Raw genomic sequence first — 20,326 nt, 5'->3', positions numbered from 1 at the left:
TTTCGTTGCCGCCGTACCTGCATCCGATGTGTAAGGATATTGCCCGGCATCCTTAAACATATGCGTTACATTTCTATCTCATATGCGTTACATTTCTATCTCATATGCGTTACATTTCTATCTCATATGCGTTACATTTCTATCTCATATGCGTTACATTTCTATCTCATATGCGTTACATTTCTATCTCATATGCGTTATGATTCTATCTCATATGCGTTACGTTTGTATCTCATATGCGATAGAAACCCGTACAGCATGTTTTAATCTTTCATACACCTTCCGGATGGTTCATCTGAATAAGCATCCTCTTATATATATAATGTATATACTCTCTTTCGCGTCGCCAAAGAGGCTGTCCGGACTGTAACGAGATTGAAATAAGTGCCGTTTTTTATAATAAAGTAAAGGAAACGGGGTTTAAAAAGTAAATAAGATGTTTTTAAATAGGTAAAGTATAATTTTTTATGAAAAAGATTTTTACAAAAGTGGCAGTGTTGCTGCTGATGACTTTGTGTGGAACGCCGGCAATGGCACAGTTTAATATCGGCAAGGCGGCAAGCGGCGCCCTTAAAGCAGGCAAGGCGGCAACGCTCACCGATGCCCAGATGGCGCAGTATGTCAAGGAGTCTATCGACTGGATGGACAAGAACAACAAGGTTTGCGCCGCAAACGACCCCTATACCGTGCGTCTGAACAAACTCACTCAGGGGCTGACAGAGGTGGAAGGCATTCCTCTCAACTTTAAGGTGTACGACGTTATCGATGTAAACGCCTTTGCCTGTCCTGACGGAAGCGTGCGCGTGTTCTCTTCGCTGATGGACATAATGACAGATGACGAGCTGCTGGGCGTTATCGGGCATGAGCTTGGACACGTTGCACTGAAACACTCGAAGAAAGCATTCCGCACGGCGCTGCTCACGTCGGCGCTTAAGGACGGTATCGCGGCGTCGGGTTCAAAGGCTGCAGCCCTGACCGATTCGCAGCTCGGCGGACTTGGAGAGGCTCTGCTCAACTCTTCGTTCTCGCAGAAGCAGGAGAGCGATGCCGACGATTACGGATATGACTTCCTGAAGAAGAACGGCAAGAATCCATGGTCCATAGCTCTTTCTTTCGAGAAGCTCAAGTCTCTTGAAGAACAGGCAGGCTCGGACAAAAGCAGCAAGATGCAGAAGATGTTCTCCACTCATCCCGATACGGCAAAGCGTATAAAGAAAATGGCGGAACGTGCCAAGGCAGACGGCATTGCACGTCCGGAAAACAAATAATGCGGTTCGTATGATTGATTTGCGGCACAAACTCACCGGTTGTTTATCCTAAACGAGTTTGTGCCGCATTTGTGTTTTAGCGTTAAATTGGCTATCTTTGCATCAGTTTAACAAAAGCCATAGATCAAAAGATGAAAGATTTTAGTGAGTTGGTGCAGTTGCGCCGCAGCCACCGCAAGTTTACCGGTGCGGAGATATCGGCGGAGGATGTCAAGATGATACTCAGGGCGGCACTTATGTCGCCGACGTCGAAAGGACAACGTTCGTGGGAGTTTGTCGTTGTCGATGATAAGACGGACATGGAAAAGATAGCGGACGCCAAGGAACTCGGCTCGCAGTTCCTGAAAGAAGCGGCTCTTGCAATCGTCGTTCTCGGCAATCCCGTGCTGAACGACTGCTGGATAGAAGACTGCTCCATAGCGGCTGTCGCAATTCAATATCAGGCGGAGGACCTGGGACTGGGTTCTTGCTGGGCACAGATGCGCGGGCGCGGACTGTCCGACGGTACGGATGCCGCCACCGTGATACGCGGAATACTGGATATACCCGAAAATCTGGAGCCCCTGTGTGTGATAGGTATCGGGCATAAGGCGGATGAACGCAAGCCTCAGAGCGATGACAAGCTGAAGTGGGAGAATGTGCATGTTGACAAATATTAGACATCTCTCATGGATATAACTCTCATCGGTGCCGGAAACCTGGCTGTCAATCTCGGCAAGGCGCTCTTGAAGGCAGGGCATAACATCGTTCAGGTGTACAGCCGGACGGAAGAGTCCGCCGCGACGCTTGCCCGCATACTGGATGCGGAGCCTGTCAACCGTATTTCCGATGTGGATGATACGGCTTCCGTATACATCATTGCGGTAAAAGACAGTGCGCTTGCATCGCTTCTTCCTTCGTTGTGCATGAACAGAGGCGACAAGACATTCCTGCATACGGCAGGCAGCATTAGTATCGATGTCTTTGACGGCATGGCGCGCAACTACGGAGTGTTTTATCCCATGCAGACATTCTCGAAAGAACGTGAGGTGGACTTTAGCGTCATTCCTTGTTTCATAGAGGGCAGTAACGATGCCGTGCTGACCGCTGCGAAGGAACTGGCACATACCGTTTCGGACCATGTCTACGACCTCTCGTCCGACGGCAGGCGTGTGCTGCATCTTGCCGCTGTGTTTGCCTCGAACTTTGTCAACCATTGTTTTTCAATATCCTCCGAACTGTTGTCAGGATGCGGCATACCGTTCGACGTGATGTATCCGCTTATAGATGAGGTGGTGGCGAAGGCTCGTCTGATGCGTCCGGTTGAGGCTCAGACCGGACCTGCGGTGCGTTATGACGTCAATGTGATAAGCCGTCAGGCAGAGATGCTGAGTTCCGAACCGTTGTTGAGGAACATATATGAGGATATGAGCCGCAGTATACACGAAATGTCTGAAAGACAGAGAAAGGACGCAATGCAATGATAAATTATGATTTGAAGAAAATAAAGGCAATCATCTTTGATGTCGACGGAGTGCTTAGCTCCGAGGTAATATCCATGCACCCCGACGGCGAACCGATGCGTACCGTGAACATAAAGGACGGATATGCCATACAGCTTGCCTGCAAGCAGGGGCTGCACATTGCCATAATGACAGGTGGCAACACGGAAAGTGTTTATCGCCGCTATACCGGTCTTGGCGTTGCCGATGTATATATGAAGTGCTCGGTAAAGATAAAGACATACGAAGAGTTCCTTGCCAAATACTCATTGACCGATGATGAAATCCTGTATATGGGCGATGACATACCCGACTATGAGATTATGAAACGTTGCGGATGTCCGTGTTGTCCGGCTGACGCCTGCCCCGAGATAAAGGACATAAGCATATATATAAGCAACCGCAACGGCGGTATGGGCTGCGGGCGCGATATCATCGAGCAGGTGTTGCGTGTGCATGGAAAATGGATGAGCGACGCAAAGGCTTTTGGTTGGTGACACTATTCAATGCAATGGAATAAATAAAGGATTTATGGAAATGCTTAAGAACAATGCCTTTATAGGCGAGGGCAGAACATACAGGATAATATTGGGCAGCAACAGTCCGCGTCGTAAGGAACTGTTGTCAGGACTTGGACTTGACTTTGAAGTGAAGGTTATCGACGGTATATCGGAGGAATATCCGTCGGATACGCCGCCATGTGACGTCGCGACATATATTGCAGGCAGGAAAGCCGACGCTTATATGGATATGTTGGCGGACAATACGCTGGTAATAACCGCAGATACAGTTGTCATTGCCGGTAACGAAATATTGGGAAAACCGGCAGACCGTGAGGATGCACGGAGGATGTTGGCAATGCTCAGCGGCAGGACACATCAGGTTACAACGGGAGTGTGCTTGCTTACATCGTCGTCACGCCGTGTCTTTTCCGTGACAACTGATGTCACCTTTAAGGAACTTACCACCGGTGAGATAGATTATTACATCGACAATTACAAGCCTTTCGACAAAGCCGGTGCATACGGTATTCAGGAATGGATAGGGTATATCGGCGTGACCGGACTTTGCGGAAGTTATTTCAATGTAATGGGGCTGCCTGTTCAAAGGATATATCAGGAACTTCTGAATTTGGGATAATCAGAGACTAAGGACAAAGAATAAAGGAGCTGTGTCAAACCGCTTGGTTAAAGACACAGCCCCTTTCTTTTATGTAATGTATGTTCCGCTTTTACTTAGCCGGAATGTTTTTCAATATTTCAAGCAGATGATCCCATACCATCTGTACCGTCGGTATCAGCAGACGTTCGTCCGGAGAGTGGACGCCGCGCAGTGTAGGACCGAAGGACACCATGTCAAGATTGGGGTATCTTTCTGCAAACAGACCGCATTCAAGACCTGCGTGTATACCCAGAACCTTTGGTTCTTTGTTGAACAGTTTCCTGTATGTCTCCGTAACGATGGCTGTAAGCCGGCTGTTCGGGTTCATTTTCCATGCAGGATAACCGTCACCTTGTGTCACTTCTGCACCGCCAAGCTGGAATGCAGCCTTAATGGTATTGCCCATGTTGCGCAGATTGCTCATCACGTTTGAACGTTGTGACGCCACAACTGTTATGCTGTTGTCGGCTGTAGTCACGCTTGCCACGTTGCTCGATGTCTCGACCATCCATGACAGAGCCTCGTCCTGGCACATTGAGAATACTCCGTTGTCTACTGCCTGCATTGCCATGATGAACTTGCGGCTTGTCTCTTTGGGAAGAACCGGTGCCTCGTCTGTGCTTTCAAGATGAAACTCCATGCTCTTCTCTGTAACGTGAAATTCCTCCTCGACATCGCTTACAAGCACATTCCAGTCTACGCGTACATCCTCCTTGGCATCCGCCGGCACGGCAAAAACAACGACACCGTCGCGTGGAATGGCATTGTGCATGCGTCCCGAGTTGAACGATACAAGGCGCAGATCGTGCTTCTCCTGTTCCGTATAGAGGAAACGTGACAGTATCTTGATGCCGTTTGCAAGTTTCTTGTTTATATCGTCTCCGCTGTGTCCGCCGTTGAGTCCTTTCAGCGAAGCCTTCATGAAGAAGTATCCGGAAGGTGCGTTTTCGCGCTCGAAGTTGAATACAGCGTTGGTTGTCATGCCTCCTGCACAACTTATGAAGAATTGTCCCTCATCTTCACTGTCAAGGTTTATGAGCATGTCTCCGGTCATAAATCCTGCTTTCATGCCCATGGCGCCGGTCAGTCCGGTCTCTTCATCCCGGGTAAATACGCACTCTATCGGACCGTGTTCTATGTCATTACTGTCGAGCAGTGCAAGTTCCATGGCGCATCCGATGCCGTCGTCGGCTCCAAGTGTAGTGCCTTCCGCCTTCATCCATTCGCCGTCTATGTATGTCCGGATAGGGTCTTTTGTAAAGTCGATGTCCACTTCCACCAGCTTTTCGCATACCATGTCCATGTGGCTTTGCAGTATTATCGTCTGCCTGTCCTCATATCCTTTTGTCGCCGGTTTCCTTATTATCACATTACCGGTTTCATCGACGACGGTCTCAAGATTTCTGCTTTCACCAAACTCCTTCAGATATTCAATCATTTTCTCTTCGTGCTTTGAAGGACGTGGTATTTCGTTTATCTTTGCAAAATGTTCAAAGACGCAAGCGGGTTTTAAGTCACTTTTATTCATTATTAATCTATTTTTTATAGTTTATTCATAAAGAAATCATTATCTTTGCATGCAAAAATAAGAAAAAATGACAGAAACTCTGCTCTTTAGCGTGTTAATAATTGCTATATCAATGCTGTTATTGTGCATAAAGATAGTTTTGTGTAAGGGTGGTCGTTTTTCGTCATTTCATGTCGGTGATAGCCCGGATATGCGCAAGCGCAAGATAGGATGTGTGCTTAAACAGGATCGGGACGAACGCCGGAAGAAAAAGCTTAATAATTAAAAACATACAATATCCAAAAATGAAAAAAACTATTATCCGCACTATGTCGGTTGCTTTTGTAGCTGTTGCCATGACAGCTTGTAATAATCAGGCTCCGAAAGTGGAAGAGAAAACACAAGCTTCGGCTGATGCTGTTGCTACAAAGATTGCTTATGTGGAAGTTGATTCTATCATGTCACAGTATAAGTTTTGTAAGGAATATTCGCTGATTCTTCAGAAGAAAAGCCAGAATATTCAGAACACAATCAATGCAAAAGGACAGTCGTTGCAGGCAGCTGCGGCAAAGTTCCAGCAGGATATACAGAGCAATAAGTACACTCAGCAGCAGGCAGAAGCGGTGCAGGCAGGTCTTCAGAAGCAGGATGCCGATCTTCGCGCTTTGCAGCAGCGTCTTGGAAATGAGTTCCAGGCAGAGACTGAGAAGTTCAATACAGCCCTGAGAGACAGTATACAGCACTATCTTGCCGCTTACAACAAGGACAAGAAGTATGCGCTTATTCTCAGCAAGGCAGGCGACAACATCCTTTATGCGGACAAGGCATACGATATAACCAATGAAGTTATTGCCGGTCTGAACAAGGCTTACAAGCCTGCTCCGGCAAAGAAGGAGACAAAATAAAGCAGTGTAAACATTCTGTTATGCATATATAAATAAGGTGGAGCGTCATGACGTTCCACCTTTTTATATATATATGCGCGTGGCAAAACATGTCTTTATTCTGCAAGGTTCATACACTTTCGGGACAGTGTAAAATCAATGGGGATTGGCATATAGTGGGGGCATGCGGTTTCGGATGATTCATGGAGCATCACTACTCTAAGAAAATCTGCATCAACAAACTTTCATTGGCTTCCCTTCAATTATCAATTATTTAGCGTATTTCAATTATTAATTGTTTTACAGATAGCCAATTAAAATGGCATTCTCGTATCATTTTGTCATTTCAAAACTGTCGTCCGGAAGTCTTGTTCTACGTGTTAAAAGTTGTTACGGGCGATTGTAAATGGCGAAGAGGTGTGCGTTTTATGATAAACTTACGTGTTTTTCTCTCCAATATCACGTGCAAAAGAGGGGAAAGTACGTGCTTTTACGGTCTGAAATGCCGCATTTTGCAGGGTAAAAGGGCTGCTTTTGCAACGTAATCAGGCAACTTTCTTATTCCAATCGATGCACACTTTCATACATACACATGTAATATCTTGATATAGAATACGTTATATCTGCACGCGGATTTTGGCGATATTCAGCTCAACCAGTTTCTTTTTTCCGGAATATCGCAGTATTTCGGGGTTATGAAAAATCAAAAAGAAAGGGAAAAGAGCAAAATAATTGATAATTGACAATTTGTAATTTGTAATTTTGGGAGCGGTATTAAGAAATGAAGAAACAACGTTCTACAGCCGAAGGGGAAACTTTCTTATAGGAACATATGCAGATATGTTCTTTTATATAAGTTCCATAATATAATATTGATAATCGTGAACCAATGTGGTAAGGAACTTTATGTTGTCATTGTCATTAGGTTTTATTCCAAACATTTCCTGTATCTTTTTAGAAAGCCGTGCAACCTGTTGTCCGTTGTCGCGTTCATAACTTTTTATAGCCTTCCTTATTATTTCTATCTGTCCGGAAGACAGGTTTGAAGCCTCGGGATATACGGGGCGGTAGTCTTTTCTGGCATAGCTGAACTCATCGAGCGACACGTGCATTTTCTTGTATTCTTCTTGTTTTATGACCAATGTGCCGGCGGCAAGGTCGCCGAAACGCTGGTTCCTTTTTGTGCATATAATGGCAATAAGTCCTATGCAACTTATATGAAGGTCTACAAGCAGCAGCATCCATCTCATCAGAAAATCTCCCATACCGGGCGTAGAGCCGTCAGCTTTTACCACACGTGTTTTCATTATCCGCTTTCCGAGAGTCTGTCCGTTGTTGAAAGTTTCGCACAAGAAAGAATAAAATATGGCAGGGAGATATGCTGCAAAGAAGATGACAATGGTAATTTCGTTGCTCAAAAAAGATAATATCGAAGTTCCACCGAATAACATGAAAGAAACAGACAACATATACAGCACGATGACAATCATGTCGATAATCCTTGCTATTATACGGTCTCCTATGCTTGCGGGTGTCTGTGATATGCGGACGAACTGTCCTGTTATTATGTCCGATGCAGCCATTTCTTGTTGGAATATGTTGCAAATATACAAATTAATTTATATTTTTGTCATTGATAATGAAAGAAATAGTTTTCATACGCAACAATATAGACAGGTGGCAGAAAGCCGAGCATGTTATGGATGACACTTTCTGGTATACGCCCGATGAACTTGCCGAGATGTATGTCGGCATAACATCAGATCTTGCTTTTGCCATGACACATTATCCGGAGTCGCGTATAACCGTCTATCTCAATAACCTTGCATCTGCCATTCATAACGAGATTTATAAGAACAAGCGTGAGAAATGGTCGCGTATGTTGACGTTCTGGACACACGAGGTGCCCCTTGTAATGTATCATGAGCGCCGTTTGCTGTTAGTTTCTTTCCTTATAATGTTTGTCAGTGCCGTAATAGGAATGATATCACAGGCAGCCGATCCGGAGTTTGTGCGTGTGATTTTGGGCGACGGTTATGTCGATATGACTCTTGACAACATAGCCAAAGGGAAGCCCATGGATGTCTATGCCGGAGGAGATGAGACAAGCATGTTCCTGTATATAACCTTTAATAATATAGGAGTGGCTTTCCGTACATTTGTCCTTGGACTGTTTACGAGCATCGGTACGGGCTGGAGCCTTTTCTATAACGGTATAATGATAGGCTGTTTCGAGACATTCTTCTGGCAGCACGGACTTCTCGGCGAGTCTTTTCTCACAGTGTTCCTTCACGGAACACTCGAAATGTCTGCCGTCGTTGTTGCCGGTGCGGCGGGACTGGCATTGGGTAACGGATGGCTGTTTCCCGGTACGTATTCACGTCTCGTGTCCTTTCGCCGTGGTGCACGCCGCGGATTGAAGATAGTTGTCGGCACTGTCCCCATATTTATTGTCGCCGGATTTGTCGAAGGGTTTGTCACCCGTCATACCGAACTGCCATATCTGTTTAGACTTGGTTTCATATTGCTGTCGTTGGCGTTTGTGATATTCTATTTTATCATATTGCCTTGTCATATAAATAACAAACAAAATAAAATTGAAAGTCATGCAAAGAAAAAAGATTGAACTATACCGCACGCGCTCGTTCAGCGAAAAACTTTCCGCAACATTCGACTATCTGTCTGAAAACGGCAGACTGCTGTTCAAGTTTCTTCTTTATCTTATTCTGCCTGTCAGCATTGTACAGGCATTGGGAATGAACACATTCATGGAATATTCCTTGAAAGGAGCTATCAATGAGGATGTCTATTCCCAAACGGGAGAGTTGTTTTCTCTTATTGCAGGCTATTCGGTGTTTATGCTGATGGCGTGTATAGGTTCGCTTGTCTGTTCGTCACTGGTCTATGGACTTATGAGATTGTATAACGAACGTGCCGAACGGCTTGAAGGACTGACGTTGGGCAGCTTCCGCCCTTATCTCTTGCGGGGAATGAAACGTTCGTTCATTCTTGGACTTGTCGTTACTGTTCTTATTTCTGTTTTCGTGTTAGTCCTGGTATTATTGTCCGTTGCGGCAGGTTCCGATAGTGGCATTGCCGCTGTTCTTGTCCTGTGTTTTATTGCATTGATCGTTTGTTTGATACCCCTTTCACTATCATTACCGGCATATATTGTTGAAGATATAACCGTCATGCAGGCTATGTCAAAAGCTTTCAGACTTGGTTTCAAGACGTGGGGAGGCATCTTTGCCGTAATATTAGTGATGTATATTGTTGTTTCTGTCATTTCGGGTGCGTCTGCCATGCCTTGGTATATCATGATGATAGCACGCAGTGTTTTTCTCGTATCGGATACAGCCGATAGTGCAGGATTTGCAGCTTCGCCGGTATATACCATTATAATGTACCTGCTCGCAGTGGTGCAGGCGTTCGGTATGTATGTCGGATACGTTTTTATGTACACCGGAATAGGCATACAGTATGGTCACGCGGCGGATAAGATAGACGGCATGTCGGTAGAGCGCGATGTGGATAATTTCGAACGTTTGTCGGACAACAACATCGACGACAGCGAGCTTTTCAAATATTAAAGATTATTGATCGAGACCGGAAACAGACATGCTGAATAATGTATCCGATACGCTGAGAATAGACACAGCAGTGCTTGAGGCATGGCGTGCCGATGAAGATTACGACTATGCACGCGAAATGGTGCAGTCGGATTTCAGTCTGCGCGAATGGATATATATGCAGATAGACAATATCTTTTCATGGATATTCGGCAGTCGTTTCTATACCGATAACCATACATTCATCTGGTGTGCTATCGGTATCGCGTTCATCATAGCCGTCCTTGCTTTCATTTACTATAAGAAACCCGTGCTGTTTGGTACGGGCGGAAAGACGGTTCAGGAGTATGAAGTTACGGAAGACACTATATACGGAATAGATTTCCCTGCAAAGATAGCCCTTGCCATGGAGCGGTGTGACTATCGTGAGGCGGTGCGACTTACATATCTTTATGCCCTCAAAGACCTTTCGGATGCCGGTAGTATAGACTGGCAGCCGTATAAGACACCGTCACAATATATCGCTGAAGTCGGTACACCCGAATTCAGAACGTTCTCCAATCACTTCCTGCGCGTGCGCTACGGCAACTTTATCGCAACGGAAGAGCTTGCACATGAGATGCAGCGGCTGCGACATACCGTCATTAATACATGCGTCAATGCGTCGGAAGGAGGTGCGCAATGAAGATAAGCCGCAGTTTCATCATAGGCATTTCAGTCCTTCTTGTATTGATGTTCGTGTTGCAGATCAATCTGCCGCAACGCTATTCATGGGCTCCCACGTTCTCGCATAAAGACAAGAACCCCTTCGGATGCTATGTTTTCGACAGCATCATGTCGCGTTCCGTTCCGGCGGGATATGTCGTTACGGACAAGACACCTTATCAGATAAGCCATGACAGCAACAATGTCAATCTACTTATCATAACCAACGATGTCAACATATCCAAGATTGATGTCGGTGCCATAAGGCATATAGCGGAGCGTGGCGGCAATGTTCTGATTGCAGGAGGACGCAAAAGCTACAACCACACGTCCGACAGTCTGTTGATGAAGAACTTCGGTGCATGTTTCTGTTATGACTATTTCAGTATAACGTCGTTGAAGAAGGCGATAAAGAACAACATGTCCCGTGCCCATGACACGATATATTGGCATAAGGATGACGCTGTATATAAAGCCAATATGTATCCCGTATATTCGATGATGAGAGGAAAACTGATGATGTCGGACAGCATATGTGATGCGGAAGTTCTTGCATTTCTCGAATCCTGCGACATGGATTATGTTACGGAAACTACTGTTGGAGAAGACGGTGTTGTGGTGGAACATGTCGTGGCAGACACATTGTCCGATGAAACACCCGCAACAAAACCTATCAGTAGGTTGCCCGTTGCAATAAGAACAAAGGTGGGTAAGGGCAGTGTTATGCTTGTTTCAACGCCCTTGTTGTTTACAAACTACGGCATACTCGATAGCATAACGTCAGAATACATATTCCGTCTTATGTCTCATATCGGCGACAAGCCCGTGGTGCGCACAACATCCTGCATGAAGACACCCGATGTGGAAGAGGCGGAAGCATCGCCTTTGCGCTTCTTTCTCGGACAGCCGCCATTGCGCACGGCTCTGTATCTGTCTCTGCTTGTAATAATGTTGTTCCTTATATTTACCGCACGCCGTCGCCAGCGCGTAATCCCCGTTATCGAACAGCCGCAAAACCGTTCGCTCGAGTTTGTGAAACTTATCGGAACACTTTATTATCACAATAAAGACCACTCGGATATTGTGCGCAAGAAGTTTGCTTTCTTTGCCGAAGAACTGCGCCGTCTGCTTATGGTAGACATAACAGACCGGGGCGCAGACAGCCGTTCGTTCTCCGTCATATCCGCACATACGGGGCTTCGACGCGAAGAAGTGGAGAGCATCATATCCGATCTGCGCAAGGTGGCAGACCGTGAGAGCAACGTCACCGAGTATGGTGTGAAGATATACATAGACAACATGAACATGATAATAAACAAAATAATGTAGAGATATGGAACAGAGAACAGACCTTACAGCTTTCAGTGAGAAGGTGCAGCTGTTGAAAGACCGCATATCGCAGATTGTCGTAGGACAGGAGTCTGCCGTGGATTTGGTGCTTACATGTATACTTGCCGACGGTCATGTGCTTATCGAAGGCGTGCCCGGTGTGGCGAAGACGCTGCTCGCACGGCTTGTGTCGCGGCTGGTAGACCTGCGTTTCTCGCGTGTCCAGTTCACTCCGGACCTCATGCCGAGCGATGTTCTCGGCACAACGGTGTTCAACGTCAAGACATCAGAGTTTGACTTTCACAAAGGTCCGGTGTTTGCAGACATGGTTCTTGTCGACGAGATTAACCGTGCTCCGGCAAAGACACAGGCGGCGTTGTTCGAGGTTATGGAAGAGCGACAGGTGACGATAGACGGCGTGACCCGCCGCATGGATGATGTCTATACGATAATCGCCACGCAAAATCCCGTAGAGCAGGAGGGCACATACAAGCTGCCCGAGGCACAGCTCGACCGCTTTCTTATGAAGATAGACATGGGATATCCGTCGGAAGAGGATGAAACGGCAATCCTCGAACGCCACCATGCCAATGCCTCGTTGGTGCGTCTTGACGGCATCGAGCCTGTTATCTCACGCAGCGAACTGTTGCAGTTCCGTGCCATGGTGGGCAATGTTGTTGTAGACAAGTCATTGCTGCAATATATCGTACAGATTGTACGGCAGACGCGTACGTCGCGTGCCGTATTCCTCGGAGCGTCGCCGCGCGCATCCGTCTCAATGCTCCGCGCATCGAAGGCATACGCCCTTCTTCAGGGACGCGACTTCGTTACGCCCGAAGACATAAAGACTGTTGCGCCGCCGATATTAAGCCACCGCCTTTTACTTACGGCAGAGGCGGAGATGGAAGGATACTCTCCGGTGAAGGTCGTGCAAAGGCTGATGGACAAGGTTGAGGTTCCCAAATAACGTATACGAGGCTTTATAACATTATAATATAAGATGTATCTCACGCAAAGGTTCTATCTCATATCCGCTGTCATAATACTGATAATTGCCGGAGGATATTTCCTGCCGCCGCTTTATGCCGTCGGCAAGTGGCTTCTTGTGCTTTTCTGCATAGCCGTTGCCGTGGAGACCGCCATGCTGTGGAGCCGAAAGGGCATAGATGCGTGGCGCAGCTGTTCCGCAAGGTTTTCCAACGGCGATGACAATGAGGTGAGTCTGCGTGTGGAAAGCACGTATCCGTTCGGAATAAAACTGAGCATTACCGATGAGATACCTTTTGTTTTCCAGCGGCGCGACATAGATTTCCGCTTTACGTTGAAGGCGCGCGAGGGCAAGACCGTGTCGTATATGCTGCGCCCTACGCGGCGCGGCGTCTACGGCTTCGGGCATATACGCGTCTTTGCATCTACGTCTGTCGGGTGCGTCCGGCGTCGGTTCACATGCGGCAAGCCCGAAGATGTCAAGGTATATCCGTCGTTTCTCATGCTTCACCGCTATGAGCTGCTTGCCATAAGCAACCGTCTCAGCGACATGGGTGTGAAGAAGATACGCCGTGCGGGGCACAATACCGAGTTCGAACAGATACGCGACTATGTCGAGGGCGATGACTACCGCACGATAAACTGGCGTGCCACGGCACGCCGCAGCCACCTTATGGTAAACGTCTATCAGGATGAACGTTCGCAACAGGTGTTTTCCGTGATAGACAAGGGGCGTGTAATGCAGCATGCCTTTCGTGGAATGACGCTTCTCGACTATGCCATAAACGCGTCGCTTGTCCTCTCTTATGTGGCGATACGCAAGCAGGACAAGGCGGGACTGATTACTTTCAACGACAAGTTCGACACCTGCCTTCCCGCCTCGGCGCGCTCGGGACAGATGCAGAAGATACTTGACAGCCTCTATAACCAGGAGACAACCTTTGGAGAAACCGACTATTCGGCGCTTGTTGCAAACATCAACATGAACGTCAGCAAGCGTTCGCTGCTTATCCTTTACACAAATTTCAGCGGAAAGACATCCATGGAACGGCGGTTGCCTTATCTCAGACAGCTCAACAGCCGTCATCGCCTTCTCGTAGTGTTCTTCGAAGACAGGGATTTGAAGGACTATATCTCCTCAAAACCCTCGGATACCGAAGAGTATTACCGTCATGTCATTGCCGAAAAGTTTGCCGGTGAGCAACGCCTCATTGTCTCTTTGCTGAGGCAGAACGGCATATTGAGCCTGCTTACAACGCCCGAAAACCTGTCGGTGGATATAATAAACAAATATCTTGAGATGAAATCAAGACATGCGGTTTGGTAAATCCGTGTCTTTCTTGTCCGAAAATCGTAAGCAAACAGGTGTGATCCGCTTGCGATTTTTTATATATGTCCAAATTCTGAATAACAAACCGTTGTATTTTTAACCGTAAAACTTACGGATCAAAAAGCTATGCTTTAGCACTCTTAAAGATGCCCTTTTAGGGGCTTAAATGCCACCTTTTGGAGTGCGAAATGCCGTCTTTTGGAAACCGGAATGTCATCTTTTGCAATTCCGTGTATATGTTGGCACGTATTTTGTTTACAATGTATAAGGCGGAATATATCCGTTAACGGTGCGGCACTCATTCCGTATCGGCATGTTACATCAAGAAAAGAAAGGAAACGATATACAATGACAAGTCAATTTTCACCTAAAGTATCGCAGATACTTGCCTTCAGCAGGGAAGAGGCGGCGCGGCTTGCAAGCAAGTCCGTCGGTCCGGAGCATCTTCTGTTGGGCATCTTGCGCGACAAGGGAGGACCGGTTCATGACCTTTTGTTGCAGCTTGACATAGACTTCAGGACAATAAAGGGCGAGCTTGAGACAAGGGTGCGCGAGGATGAGGCGGAGCGTCCGTTCAACACACACGAGCTTGTGCTGAACGACAAGGCGAGCCGCATATTGAAGATGTCGGTGCTTGAGGCACGTGTACAGTCGCGGCAGATGGTGGACGAGAGCCACCTGCTGCTCGCCATATTGCATGACTCTACGAGCAACGGGGCAAAAGAAATATTGGAAATGAATAATATGAACTACGACGATACGCTGGCTTTTTTCCAGCAAAAGGCAAGCCACATACAGGACGGGCTTGACATTCCCGATGAGGAAGACGATGACAACGGAGGCTTTGAGTCGGCAGGCGGCAGCCGTAATACACAACGGCAGTCTACGGCAACGCGTCCGCAGGGCAAACAGGGAAGCACCCCGGTGCTCGACAAGTTCGGCACAGACCTTACCAAGGCTGCTGCCGAAGGCAAGCTCGACCCTATCGTGGGGCGTGATAAAGAGATGCTCCGTGTCACGGAGATACTGTGCCGCAGAAAGAAGAACAATCCCGTTCTCATTGGCGAACCGGGTGTGGGAAAGAGCGCCATTGTCGAGGGACTGGCACAGCTCATAGCCCAAAACCGTACATCGCCCATACTTTTCGGCAAGCGTGTCATAAGCCTTGACATGACAGCCATTGTGGCAGGCACGAAATACAGGGGGCAGTTTGAAGAGCGTGTAAGGGCGTTGATACAGGAAATAGAGAAAAATCCCAATGTCATAGTCTTCATCGACGAGATACACACTCTTATAGGTGCAGGTTCCACACCGGGCTCCATGGATGCCGCAAACATAATGAAACCGGCGCTTGCACGCGGTGTGATACAGTGTATCGGTGCCACAACGCTTGACGAGTATCGCAAGTCTATTGAAAAGGACGGCGCCCTTGAGCGGCGTTTCCAGAAGGTTATCGTGGAGCCGACAACGAAAGAAGAGACCCTCACGATACTTCATAACATAAAAGACCGCTACGAAAGTCATCATCATGTGACATATACGGAGGAGGCGTTGGCGGCATGTGTCAAATTGACAGACCGTTTTGTCACTGACAGGTTCTTCCCTGACAAGGCGATAGATGCCATGGACGAGACCGGTGCGCATGTGCATCTCAAACATGTACAGGTACCACCGGAGATAAGGGAAAAGGAAAAAGAGATTGCTTATGTAAAAGAACAGAAGCAGGCGGCCGTACACAATCAGAACTTCGAGCTTGCGGCAAGCTATCGTGACAAGCAGTGCGAGCTGGAGGCGGAGCTTGAAAAGCTGAAGGAAGACTATGCCAATGGCGACAATGACGTGCGTGAAAGCATAGGTGCGGACGATGTGGCGGATGTCGTGTCACGTATGACCGGCGTTCCTGCCCGGCAGATGGAAGAGACGGAAGGCATACGTTTCAAGGGCATGGGAGACGAGCTTCGCGGTGCGGTGATAGGGCAGGACGGTGCCATAGAAAAGATAGTAAAGGCAATACAGCGCAGCCGTCTGGGACTGCGTAATCCCAACCGCCCTATCGGAGCGTTCATGTTTCTCGGTCCTACCGGTACCGGAAAGACATATCTGGCAAAGAAACTGGCAGAGTTTATGTTCGGTTCGCCGGATGCCATCATACGTGTTGACATGAGCGAATACAGCGAGAGCTTCAACACATCGCGCCTTGTCGGCGCTCCTCCCGGATATGTGGGCTATGAGGAAGGCGGACAACTTACGGAGAAAGTGCGCCGTCATCCTTATTCCGTCGTGCTGCTCGATGAGATAGAGAAAGCCCATGGCAATGTGTTCAACATGCTGTTGCAGGTGCTTGACGAGGGACGTCTCACCGACGGATATGGCAGATTGGTCGACTTCCGTAACACAGTTGTCATCATGACAAGCAATGTCGGCACACGACAGTTGAAGGACTTCGGGCACGGAATAGGCTTCGGAACGGCATCTTCCGCCCTTTCCGGCGATGACATGCACAATGAGTATGCACGCTCGATAATACAGAAAAGCCTCAACAAACAGTTCAGTCCCGAGTTCCTGAACCGTCTGGACGAGATAATAACGTTCGACCAGTTGGGACAGGAGGCAATAAAGAAGATTATCGGCATAGAACTGTCCGAACTGTTCGGACGTATCTCCGAAATGGGATATGGCATAACAATCACGGACAAGGCGAAAGATTTTCTGGCAGAGAAAGGCTACGACAGGCAGTATGGTGCACGTCCGTTGAAAAGGGCAATACAGAACTATGTCGAAGACAGTGTATGCGATATCATGCTGAACGGTGACATAAAACAGGGCGATACTATAAGTATTGACAAGAAAACGGACAAGGATGAACTTGTCGTTGAATTGTCAGCCGTGTGATATAATGTGTTGATAGGTTGGGCGGAACATGAACCGATGAGAGTTACGGTTCACTGTTCCGCCCATGTTTTTTGTTATCTACCGATTAATATATATACGTTTAATTTTAACCATCTACTTATCTAAACCGGTAACATGTCCTTTCAGGGCATGAAAAAGTCATCTCCGGAATAATGTATCGTATGATAATAATCAATTTCTGACATCCACTTATTTTTATATGTCAAATTAAATACGTATTTTTGCATATTATAATATACAGTAAGCAGAAATATGATTTCTTTTATAATAAGCCTTATCGCATTGATAGCCGGATATTTTGTATACGGCAGGGTCGTGGAAAAAGTGTTCGGACCTGACAACCGTGTCACTCCTGCCGTTGGTAAGGCTGACGGTGTGGACTATATTGTGCTTCCGCGTTGGAAGGTTTTCATGATACAGTTCCTTAATATAGCCGGCACAGGACCAATCTTCGGTGCCATAATGGGTGCCAAATTCGGTCCCTCGGCGTATCTGTGGATTGTAATAGGATGCATCTTTGCCGGGGCGGTTCACGACTATTTCAGCGGAATGTTGTCCATGAGACACGGTGGGGCGGGGCTTCCCGAGGTCATAGGACACTATCTCGGACAGAACACAAAGAAAGTGATGCTTGTCTTTTCGGTATTCCTTCTTATTATGGTGGGGGCTGTCTTCGTTTACAGTCCTGCGCTTATACTGGGCAATCTCACTGGCAACTCGGTTACGTGGGTGTATGTATGGTGTCTTATTATATTTGTCTATTATATCATTGCAACCATGTTGCCGATAGACAAAATTATAGGAAAGATATATCCGCTCTTTGCCGTTTCTATGCTTTTTATGGCTGTTGCACTTATGATAGTGCTGTTTTCCAAGTGGCCCGAGCTGCCTGAACTGACCGATGGACTTGCCAATATGAGTCCGTCGCAGGGCACTATCTTTCCCTGTCTTTTCATAACCATAGCATGTGGAGCTATCAGCGGATTTCATGCAACGCAAAGCCCTCTCATGGCAAGATGTATCAAAAACGAGAAAGACGGGCGCCCGTTGTTCTATGGAACGATGATAACCGAGGGGCTGGTTGCGCTGGTGTGGGCAACGATATCCTCTTACTTTTTCTATGGCGGAGCGGCAGGTGAACTCGGAGTTTCCGATGCGTTACAGGCTCCGGAGGTTGTTGTCGCCGTATCCGGGGGCTGGCTTGGGACTGTTGGAGGGATACTTGCGTTGCTCGGTGTCGTTGCGGCTCCGATAACGAGCGGTGACACTGCCCTGAGAAGTGCACGTCTTATAATTGCCGAATTTCTGAACATGGAGCAGCGGACCATAAGAAACCGTATATATATATGTATACCTCTGTTTGCTGTAACCATGGTGATGCTCTGTTTCAACATTGCCGATAAGGACGGTTTCAATGTGGTGTGGAGCTATTTCGGTTGGGCAAACCAGACACTTGCAGTGTTCACGTTGTGGGCGATAACCGTTTATCTGGTACGCAGCCGTAAACCCTATATCATAACACTGCTGCCTGCTCTGTTCATGACGGTTGTATGTTCTACGTTCATTGTTGTGTCCGGAAATGCCTTTAATATGTCTGTTACGGTTGGCTATGGTGTAGGCGGAAGCGTGCTTGTGGTGGCTGTCGCATGGTTTGTAGCGTGGTACAGGCGTGTGCGTAAATGATGTTTGAATTTTATTCACTTTAATATTAAATTTGTAATTATGAAGAAATTAGTAATGCTGTTTGTTGCCTTGACAATGACATTGTCGGGATTTGCCCAGTTTGAGCAGGGCAAGAAGTATGTGGGAGCATCTCTTACAGGACTTGATTTGAGCTATAGCGGTGTCGAGGACCTTAACCTTGGAATAGAGGCAAAGGCAGGTTATCTGTTTGCCGACAACCTTATGCTTACGGCACAGGCTGCTTATCAGCATAATGGAAACGACGATGTGGCTGACTATATCTCGGTTGGCGTAGGCGGTCGTTATTATATTATACAGAACGGGTTATACCTTGGTGTTAATGCAAAACTTCTGCATGCCAATCATAACTATAACGATGTTATGCCCGGAATAGAAGTTGGATATGCTTTCTTTGTAAGCAAGACGGTTACAATAGAGCCTGCCATATATTACGATCAGTCGTTCAAGAACCATTCGGATTATTCAAAGATAGGTCTGCGCGTAGGCTTCGGCATATATCTTTAATACATATATGCTGTCTGACAGATGCAAAGGGTCGGCTGCCATAGCTATATGGCAGTGCGGCTCTTTCAGCGTGTCGGCAGACGATATTTCACATATAGACTTTAATATAAAATAAAACAATAACAATGCTTACAGTAAACGAACTTGAAAACTTGCTGATAGACTTGTCTTTCAAAGAAGATATTGGAGACGGAGACCATACAACTCTTTGCTGCATACCCGACGATGCCATGGGAAAATCGCAGCTCCTCATAAAGGAGGACGGTGTATTGGCAGGTGTGGAAGTAGCCAAAAAGGTATTCAACCGTTTTGACCCGACAATGGTTGTGGAGGTGCTTATCAACGACGGAGCAGCCGTGAAGAAAGGTGATGTGGCGATGATTGTGACAGGTAAGGTACGTTCGCTCTTGCAGACGGAAAGGCTTATGCTCAATATAATGCAGCGTATGAGCGGTATTGCCACCATGACAAACAAGTATGTAAAGAAGTTGGAAGGAACTGGAACGCATGTCCTCGACACGCGCAAGACCACTCCCGGAATGCGCATGCTTGAAAAGCAGGCTGTTAAGATAGGTGGCGGAATGAACCATAGGATAGGGCTTTTCGACATGATTTTGCTTAAAGACAACCATGTGGACTTTGCAGGAGGCATCGCAAATGCCATAAACCGCTGTCATGATTACCTCAACGAGAAAGGGCTTGACCTTAAGATTGAGATTGAAGTGCGTAACATGGACGAGTTGAAGCAGGTTCTTGACCGTGGCGGCATTGACCGTATCATGCTGGACAACTTTACTGTAGAAGAGACAAAGAAGGCGGTTGAGGTTATCGCCGGCAGGTATGAGACTGAGTCGAGCGGCGGTATAACGTTCGATACGATACGCGACTATGCCGAATGCGGCGTGGATTTTGTATCCGTAGGGGCACTGACCCATTCCGTAAAGGGGCTTGACATGAGCTTTAAGGCATGCTGAACATAAAATG

18 protein-coding genes are annotated in these 20,326 nt (G+C 47.1%); 16 read left to right on the top strand and 2 right to left on the bottom strand.

The genetic code is table 11. From position 1 onward, the window contains the following. The first annotated feature begins 467 nt into the window (after nt 1-467). The 5 genes from HPS54_RS06220 to HPS54_RS06200 all read left to right on the top strand — a co-directional run bounded on the left by HPS54_RS06220 (nt 468) and on the right by HPS54_RS06200 (nt 3,889). Nucleotides 468-1,268, top strand: a complete 801-nt coding sequence (locus HPS54_RS06220) for a M48 family metallopeptidase (RefSeq protein WP_172344600.1) — start codon at nt 468-470, stop codon at nt 1,266-1,268. 131 nt (nt 1,269-1,399) lie between these two features. Beyond that, nucleotides 1,400-1,927, top strand: coding sequence for a nitroreductase family protein (locus tag HPS54_RS06215; RefSeq protein ID WP_172344599.1), 528 nt, complete (start codon nt 1,400-1,402; stop codon nt 1,925-1,927). 9 nt (nt 1,928-1,936) lie between these two features. After that, nucleotides 1,937-2,731: a Rossmann-like and DUF2520 domain-containing protein gene (locus HPS54_RS06210; RefSeq protein ID WP_172344598.1), complete on the top strand. Its 795-nt coding sequence runs from the start codon at nt 1,937-1,939 to the stop codon at nt 2,729-2,731. Then, the gene (locus HPS54_RS06205) at nt 2,728-3,246 is read left to right on the top strand and encodes a KdsC family phosphatase (protein ID WP_172344597.1); all 519 of its coding nucleotides are present in this window, start codon (nt 2,728-2,730) and stop codon (nt 3,244-3,246) included. Before HPS54_RS06210 ends, HPS54_RS06205 begins: the two co-directional genes overlap by 4 nt. A gap of 34 nt (nt 3,247-3,280) precedes the next feature. After that, entirely contained in the window at nt 3,281-3,889 is a 609-nt protein-coding gene (locus tag HPS54_RS06200) for a Maf-like protein (protein WP_253951952.1), read from the top strand. A gap of 91 nt (nt 3,890-3,980) precedes the next feature. Here HPS54_RS06200 and HPS54_RS06195 read toward each other — a convergent pair whose 3' ends face one another. Continuing rightward, entirely contained in the window at nt 3,981-5,438 is a 1,458-nt protein-coding gene (locus HPS54_RS06195; protein ID WP_172344596.1) for an aminoacyl-histidine dipeptidase, read from the bottom strand. Between the two features lie 284 nt (nt 5,439-5,722). Between HPS54_RS06195 and HPS54_RS06190 the strand changes: the two genes are divergently transcribed. Next, nucleotides 5,723-6,322 (top strand): OmpH/Skp family outer membrane protein, encoded by a 600-nt coding sequence (locus HPS54_RS06190; protein ID WP_172344595.1) that lies wholly within the window; start codon nt 5,723-5,725, stop codon nt 6,320-6,322. Nucleotides 6,323-7,149: 827 nt separating this feature from the next. On the opposite strand, the gene HPS54_RS06185 is transcribed toward HPS54_RS06190, so the two are convergent. Continuing rightward, nucleotides 7,150-7,884 (bottom strand): RDD family protein, encoded by a 735-nt coding sequence (locus tag HPS54_RS06185; protein ID WP_172344594.1) that lies wholly within the window; start codon nt 7,882-7,884, stop codon nt 7,150-7,152. 56 nt (nt 7,885-7,940) lie between these two features. Between HPS54_RS06185 and HPS54_RS06180 the strand changes: the two genes are divergently transcribed. The 10 genes from HPS54_RS06180 to nadC all read left to right on the top strand — a co-directional run bounded on the left by HPS54_RS06180 (nt 7,941) and on the right by nadC (nt 20,316). Next, on the top strand, nt 7,941-8,927 hold the full coding sequence (locus HPS54_RS06180; protein ID WP_172344593.1) for a stage II sporulation protein M: 987 nt from the start codon (nt 7,941-7,943) through the stop codon (nt 8,925-8,927). Beyond that, a complete protein-coding gene (locus HPS54_RS06175) occupies nt 8,908-9,891 on the top strand; it encodes a hypothetical protein (protein ID WP_172344592.1) in 984 nt (327 codons plus the stop codon). The genes HPS54_RS06180 and HPS54_RS06175 overlap by 20 nt, the downstream gene beginning before the upstream one ends. Nucleotides 9,892-9,919: 28 nt before the next feature. Further along, nucleotides 9,920-10,555 (top strand): DUF4129 domain-containing protein, encoded by a 636-nt coding sequence (locus HPS54_RS06170; protein ID WP_172344591.1) that lies wholly within the window; start codon nt 9,920-9,922, stop codon nt 10,553-10,555. After that, complete coding sequence (locus tag HPS54_RS06165) at nt 10,552-11,904, top strand: DUF4350 domain-containing protein (RefSeq protein WP_172344590.1); 1,353 nt, start codon at nt 10,552-10,554, stop codon at nt 11,902-11,904. Before HPS54_RS06170 ends, HPS54_RS06165 begins: the two co-directional genes overlap by 4 nt. 4 nt (nt 11,905-11,908) lie before the next feature. Further along, on the top strand, nt 11,909-12,871 hold the full coding sequence (locus tag HPS54_RS06160; RefSeq protein WP_172344589.1) for an AAA family ATPase: 963 nt from the start codon (nt 11,909-11,911) through the stop codon (nt 12,869-12,871). 33 nt (nt 12,872-12,904) lie between these two features. Next, nucleotides 12,905-14,218, top strand: a complete 1,314-nt coding sequence (locus HPS54_RS06155) for a DUF58 domain-containing protein (RefSeq protein WP_172344588.1) — start codon at nt 12,905-12,907, stop codon at nt 14,216-14,218. 351 nt (nt 14,219-14,569) lie between these two features. Further along, nucleotides 14,570-17,113, top strand: coding sequence for an ATP-dependent Clp protease ATP-binding subunit (locus HPS54_RS06150; RefSeq protein ID WP_172344587.1), 2,544 nt, complete (start codon nt 14,570-14,572; stop codon nt 17,111-17,113). Between the two features lie 273 nt (nt 17,114-17,386). Continuing rightward, nucleotides 17,387-18,817 (top strand): carbon starvation CstA family protein, encoded by a 1,431-nt coding sequence (locus HPS54_RS06145; RefSeq protein WP_172344586.1) that lies wholly within the window; start codon nt 17,387-17,389, stop codon nt 18,815-18,817. A 39-nt stretch (nt 18,818-18,856) separates the two neighbouring features. Then, on the top strand, nt 18,857-19,342 hold the full coding sequence (locus tag HPS54_RS06140) for a hypothetical protein (protein ID WP_253951950.1): 486 nt from the start codon (nt 18,857-18,859) through the stop codon (nt 19,340-19,342). Between the two features lie 125 nt (nt 19,343-19,467). Then, nucleotides 19,468-20,316, top strand: a complete 849-nt coding sequence (gene nadC, locus HPS54_RS06135; RefSeq protein WP_172344585.1) for a carboxylating nicotinate-nucleotide diphosphorylase — start codon at nt 19,468-19,470, stop codon at nt 20,314-20,316. The last annotated feature ends 10 nt before the right edge of the window (nt 20,317-20,326 follow it).

The sequence above is a fragment of the Xylanibacter caecicola genome (assembly GCF_013166515.1).
Taxonomy (GTDB): Bacteria; Bacteroidota; Bacteroidia; order Bacteroidales; family Bacteroidaceae; genus Prevotella; species Prevotella caecicola.
Note: the sequence above shows the minus strand (reverse complement) of the source record. Positions and strands in the feature narration are given on the sequence as shown.